The sequence below is a fragment of the Pseudomonas sp. S36 genome (assembly GCF_016647875.1).
Taxonomy (GTDB): domain Bacteria; phylum Pseudomonadota; class Gammaproteobacteria; order Pseudomonadales; family Pseudomonadaceae; genus Aquipseudomonas; species Aquipseudomonas parafulva.
Window position 1 is genome coordinate 35,281 of sequence record NZ_JACVVG010000022.1, and the last position, 6,734, is coordinate 42,014.

Below are 6,734 nucleotides of genomic sequence, written 5' to 3' on the forward strand. Positions count from 1 at the left end.
TAGCCAATGTCCTACACAACATTAAGCCAACGGCTGCAACTGGCCGGATGTCCGGGTTTAACAGGCCATACAATGCGCAGGGCCAGTGGTTGAATCGGCGGATGATCAATCAGAAGGACCTGCCGAATCATGCCCGTCGCCGACACTTTCGACCTGACCGTTGCCCAGCAGGACATCTGGCTGGACCAGCTCAGCCACGGGCCTTCGCCGTTGTACAACATTGGCGCCTACCTGCATGTGCACGGCCCGGTGGACCAGGCACGGCTGGAGCAGGCCATTGCGCACTTGGCGCGGCTGCACGATGGGCTGCGGGCTGCACTGGTCTCCGACCAGGGCATCGCGCGCCAGTGCTTTGCCGGCGCCACGCCTGTGCGCTTTGCAGTGGATGACGTGCAGGCCAGCCAAGACCCGCTGCAGGCAGCACGCGCCCTGTTACAGGGCTGGATGCAAACGCCTTTCGAACTGGGCACAGCGCCTCTCTGGGGGGTGATGCTGGTGCGCATCGACGAGCATCAACACCTGTTGGCGCTCAAGGCGCACCACCTGGTGCTGGACGGCTGGGGTGTCGATCAATGGTTCAAGCAGCTTGCCCACCTGTACCGGCAGCTTGAACTGGGCCAGCCCCTGCCGGGCAGCGCACCGTCCTACACAACCTTCATCGAAGACGATGCCCGCTATCAGGCCTCTGCGCGCCACGCCAAGGACCGTGCCTACTGGCTGGCCCGGTACGCAAGCCTGCCCGACCCGCTGTTGCAACCCCGCCGACAACCTGCGCACGCCCCCTCGCCGAGTGGCGCGCTGGAACTGGCGTTTGCCCCAAGCCTGCTGGCACGCATGCGCGAGTTGGCCGCGCCGCTGAACGCCTCGCCATTCCACGTATTGCTGGCCGCGCTGCACGTATGTGTGAGCCGCACTTGGCAACGCGATGAATGGGTGGTGGGCTTGCCTGTGCGCAACCGCAGCAATGCACAGTTCAAGGCCACGCTCGGGCTGTTCACGCAAGTGAGCGCATTGCGCATGGGCTTCGGTCGCGCGTTGGCGTTTTCGCCGTTGGTCCAGGGCATTGCCGAGGCGCTGAAACAGGACTTTCGCCATCAACGCTACGCCCTGAGCGCGTTGCAGCGCGAGCTGGCCGTTCAACCTGGCGGGCGAGCACGGCTGTTCGAAGTGCTGGTGTCGTTTGAGGAGGACACCAACGCCCTGTGCATCGGTGACACCGCCAGCCATACCGTGATGATCAGCAACGGCCATGAACCTGCACCGCTGAGTATTCACCTGCGCTGCAACACCCACACCGGCGCAGCGCGCCTGCACTTGGTGCATGACCGCGCATGGCTGGCGGACGACGAAGTGCAGGCCCTGGCGGCGCGTCTGCTGCATGTGCTGGAGCAGGGCCTGGCCCAGCCGCAACTGGCGGTGGCTGCGTTCGAGGTGCTGACCGAGGCAGATCAACACAGCCTGCGGCGCTGGAACGACACGGGGCGCACGTTGGCCGCAGGCGACGCGGCGTTGATCCAGCGGCGCATCGAGTGGCAGGCCAACACCCGCCCGCACACCATTGCTGCGCGCTTCGGTGAACACCAACTGAGCTATGGCGAACTGGACCACCGGGCGACCGTGCTGGCCCAGCACCTGGCAAGCCTGGGCGTCACCCCCGAGCAGCGGGTGGCGGTGGTGGGCCAGCGCGGGCTGGACACCTTGGCAGGGCTGCTGGCGGTGCTCAAAAGCGGGGCTGCCTACGTACCGATCGACGCCACTCACCCCACAGAGCGCATCGCCTACCTGTTGCGCGACAGCGCGCCGCAGGTGGTGCTGACCCTGTCGCGCTTCAGTGAACGCCTGCCTGCCCATGGCCGGCCGCAGATCGAGTTGGACCGGTTTGCCTGGCAGGGCCAGCCCGCCGCCGGCTTCAGGTTCCTGCCGCAGTCACCCGAGCACTTGGCCTACGTCATTTATACCTCCGGCTCGACCGGGCAACCCAAAGGCGTGATGGTGGAGCAACGCATGCTGGCCAACCTGGTCGATTGGCATTGCAGCCGCTTCGACCTCGGCCCAGGTCGCCATCAGTCCAGCGTCGCCGGCTTTGGCTTCGACGCCATGGCCTGGGAAACCTGGCCGGCACTGTGCTGCGGGGCGACCTTGCACCTGGCGCCTGTGCGCGACGGCGCCGAAGACATCGATGCATTGCTCGCCTGGTGGCGTGCCCAGCCACTGGACGTGAGTTTTCTGCCAACCCCCGTGGCCGAGCACGCCTTTGCCCAAGGCCACCCGCACCCGACCTTGCGCACCCTGCTGGTGGGGGGCGACCGCTTGCGCCGTCTTGGCCGCGAGCGCGGCTACCAGGTGATCAACAACTACGGCCCCACCGAAACCACGGTGGTGGCGACGTCGGGCCTGGTAGTACCCGGCGGCCCGTTGCACATTGGCGGCCCGGTGGCCAACACCCGGCTGTACGTGCTGGATGCGCAGCGCAACCTGCTGCCGGTTGGCGCGGCCGGTGAGTTGTACATCGGTGGCGAGGGCGTTGCCCGTGGCTACCTGAACCAGCCGCAGATGACCGCCGAGCGTTTTCTGCACGACCCGTTCAGCCCACAGCCGGGGGCGCGTATGTACCGCACCGGCGACTGGGTGCGCTGGCAGCCCGACGGTGCTTTGCAGTACCTGGGGCGCAACGACGACCAGGTGAAGATCCGCGGGGTACGGGTAGAGTTGGCCGAAATCGAGGCGGCGCTGTGCAGCCACGCGGCAGTGGGCGAAGCAGTGGTCATGCTGCGTGAAGGCCAGTTGCAGGCCTGGTTCATGGCAGACCAGGCGGTCGCGCCCCGCGAATTGCATGATCACCTGCGTGACCGCCTGCCCGTCGCGTTGCTACCGGCGGCCTACGTGCGCATTGCTCGCTGGCCGTTGACAGCCAACGGCAAGCTGGACCGGCGCGCTTTGCCGGCAGCAGACGAAGCGGCCAGCGTACGGCGTGAACATGAGCCGCCGCAGGGCGAGGTTGAGTGCTGCCTGGCACAGTTATGGGCCGAGCTGTTGCAGGTTGAACGCGTGGGCCGGCGTGACCACTTCTTCGAGTTGGGCGGCCACTCGCTGCTTGCGGTGCAATTGATCGAACGCATGCGTCAGCTCGGCCTGCAAGCCGATGTGCAGGTGCTGTTTGCGCAATCCACCCTGGCCGCGCTGGCGGCCAGCGCTCGCCCCAGCGACACCGTGGCCACGCCGGCGCCCGCCGTCCCCGCGGGCTGCCAGCGCATTACCCCGCCGATGTTGCCGCTCACCTCCCTGAGCCAGGCCGCCATCGACCACATCGTGGGCACCGTGCCGGGCGGCGCCGCCAATGTGCAGGAAATCTACCCCCTGGCGCCCTTGCAGCAGGGGCTGCTGTACCACCATGTGACCGATGCGCGGGACCCGTACCAGCAGCAGGCGCTGTTTGCCTTCACCACGGCCGAGCAGTTGCAGGCGTTCGCCGAGGCGCTGCAGCAGGTCATCGACCGCCACGACATCCTGCGCACCAGCCTTGTCTGGGAAGGCCTGCAGGCACCCCAGCAGGTCGTGTGGCGATCCGCCCGCTTGCCGGTGCAGCATTGGCACGGACCGGCTGAACGGTTGCGCAGCCACTTTGACCCACAGCTACAGCCGTTGTCGTTGCTGGCAGCGCCCATGATGGCCCTGGTGTATACCGAGGATGCCGCGCAAGGCCGTTGGCTAGGCCTGCTGCGCTTTCATCACCTGGTCAACGACGCGGTTTCGCTCCAGGTGCTGCTGGGCGAACTGCGCGCCTGCATGGCCGGGCAGGCGCAACAGTTACCAGCGCCGGTGCCCTACCGCGACTACGTTGCCGTCAGCACCCGCCCGGAGCGCCAGGCCGCCCATGAGGCGTTTTTCCGCAAGCAGCTAGCCGAGCGCCAGCCGCAGCCACCTTTGCAAGGGTGGGGCGGGGCAACGCTGGACGAACAGGACGTGGAAAGCCGCACCCTCGACCTGCAGCCTGAACTGATCGCTGGGCTGCGCCTGCAATCCCGTAGGCACGGTGCCAGCCTCGCCAGCCTACTGCACCTGGCCTGGGCCCAGGTGCTGGGTAGCCTCGGCGGCCGCGACCAGGTGGTGCTCGGCACCGTGTTGCTGGGGCGCAGCATGGCCGGGCCCGGCGCCGACCGTGCCATGGGCATATTCATCAACAGCCTGCCGCTGTGCGTCCAGCTGGCCGACCGCTCGCCCCAGCAGGCGCTGAGCGATACCCACGCGGGCTTAGCGGCGTTGCTTGCCCATGAAGATGCACCGTTGATCCTCGCCCAGCAATGCAGTGGCCTGCCCGCGGGCACGCCGCTGTTCGACAGCCTGGTGAACTACCGCCAGGGCGGCGTGGGCTTCGGCCAGGTGCTGCCCGGGGTGGAACTGGTGGAGGCCAGCGAAGTGCACAGCCACGGTTTGGTACTGACCGTGGATGACCTTGGCGATGCGTTGCAACTGGCCGTGCGGGCGCCCTGTGCCCTGGGTGCACAGCGGGTACTGGGCTTTCTGCTCGAGGCCTTGGGCCAGCTCAACCACGCCCTGGCATGCCAGGACACCGCCGGGCTGCACACGCTGTGCCCGATTCCGGAGGGCGAACTGCAACTGCTGCTGCACGGTTTCAATGACAGCGAGGACCGCAGTAGCCCGTATGGCCAGACCCTGCCTGCATTGTTCGAGGCGCAGGTCCAGCGCACCCCCGATGCCATCGCCGTACAGGACGAGCAAGGCAGCCTGAGCTACCAATGTCTGAATGAACAGGCCAACCGGCTGGCCCATCATCTTATCGCATTGGGTGTGGGCCCGGACCGTCGGGTGACGGTGTGTATAGAGCGTGGCATCTGCCTGATGGTGGCCTTGCTCGGGGTGATGAAGGCGGGCGGTGCCTACGTGCCGCTGGACCCGGAATACCCTGAAGAGCGCCTGCGCTTCATGCTGCAGGACAGTGAACCGCTGGTTGTGCTGGTACAGGGCGCTACCCGTGGCTTGTTCAGCAACGCGCCGTGCCCCGTGCTGGACCTGGGCACGGATGGCTGGCAAGCCAGCGCAGTCGGCAACCCGCAGGTGGCGGGCCTGGGGCCCAGGCACCTGGCCTATGTGATGTACACCTCAGGCTCGACCGGTACCCCCAAGGGCGTGATGATCGAACACCGCGGCCTGTGCAACCTCATGCACTGGGGCTCGCACATTCGCCCACCACGGCCGGGCGACGCGTTATTGCAACGAGCGCCGTGCACCTTCGACGGCTCGGTGTGGGAACTGTTCTGGCCGCTCACCGCCGGGTTGCGCCTGGTACTGGCCCGCCCGGATGGCCATCGTGACCCGGCCTACCTGGTAGCGCTGGTGCAGGCCAGGCAGGTGACGGTTGTCAAGTTCGTACCCGCGCTGCTGCACCCGTTTCTGGAACAGCCCGGCGTGGAGCGTTGCACCAGCCTGACCGATATTTTCTGTGGTGGCGGCGACCTGACCGTGGCCTTGCTGCGCAGCGTCCGCCAACGCCTGCCCAAGGTACGGGTGCACAACGTGTACGGCCCCACCGAGGCAACGGTGGACAGCACCGCCTGGACCTTGCACCCCCACGAACCCGTACCCGAGCAGGCGCCGCCGATCGGCAGGGCGATTGCCAATACCCGTTTGTACGTGCTCGATGAACATGATCGCCCGGTACCGGTGGGGGCGGTGGGGCAGCTGCACATTGGCGGGGTTGGCGTGGCGCGCGGCTACCTGGGGCTGGCGCAGTTGCAGGCCGAGCGCTTCATCGCCAGCCCGTTCGTCGACGGCGACCGGCTGTACCGCACGGGTGACCTGGTGCGCTACCGAGCCGATGGCCAGCTGGACTTCATCGGGCGCAATGATTTCCAGGTCAAGTTGCGTGGTTTGCGCGTGGAGCTGGGAGAGATCGAAACGTCCCTGGCGGCCCACCCCGCAGTGGACCAGGCGGTGGTGCTGATGCGCGATGAGCGCCTGGTGGCGTATTTCACCTGCCGCCCCGGCACGTCGGCACCCGCCCTGGCCGTACTGCGCAGCCACCTGTTGGGGTGCATGCCCGAGTACATGGTGCCCCAGGCGTTCGTGGCGTTGGCGCGCCTGCCACTGAGTGCCAACGGCAAGCTGGACCGCGCTGCATTGCCAGAACCGGATGCGCACGCGGTGATCAGCCGCGCCTACCACGCGCCGCAGGGGGAGGTGGAAGCAGCGCTTGCAGCGATCTGGGCCGAGGTGCTGAAAATCGAGCAAGTCGGCCGGGATGACAACTTCTTCGAGTTGGGCGGGCACTCACTGCTGGCGGTCGGCCTGGTCGCACGCATGCGCCAGGCCGGCTTGCACGTCGATGCAAGGACCTTGTTCAGCCGACCTACCTTGTCGGGCCTGGCAGCCAGCACCCGGCCGGAACAGGAGCAGGCCGTGATCCCGGCGACCACTATCCCCAGCCTGGGCAAGCGCAGGCGCCTGTGACATCTGCTTAGGCAAACCAGGCGATCGCGCGCGTCTGTCACAGGCGTTACTGGCCCGAAACAAACGTAGGAGCGAGCGTAGCTCGCGATGCGCCGCGCGGGCGGCGCTCGATCTTACAAGCGCCGCCCCCGCCACGACGCACACCTCTCCGCGCCCACCCCATAAGGCATATCCCCTTTGTCCCCGCTTCCCATGTCAGACCGCCCAGTCACGATCCATTAGCGTGTCGGCCACTACCCATTCCAGGCAAAGCAGGATGCTTACCG

Annotated in this window: 1 protein-coding gene; it reads left to right on the forward strand. The window is 66.9% G+C overall.

Features of this window, described 5'->3' with window-relative positions:
- Positions 1 to 129: 129 nt before the first annotated feature.
- Positions 130 to 6,468: a non-ribosomal peptide synthetase gene (locus IAE36_RS14185; protein WP_201213027.1), complete on the forward strand. Its 6,339-nt coding sequence runs from the start codon at positions 130 to 132 to the stop codon at positions 6,466 to 6,468.
- Positions 6,469 to 6,734: the final 266 nt, after the last annotated feature.

Coding starts and splice junctions, on each gene's coding strand:
- IAE36_RS14185 (WP_201213027.1), top strand. CDS start 130: ATGCCCGTCGCCGACACTTTCGACCTGACCGTTGCCCAGCAGGACATC.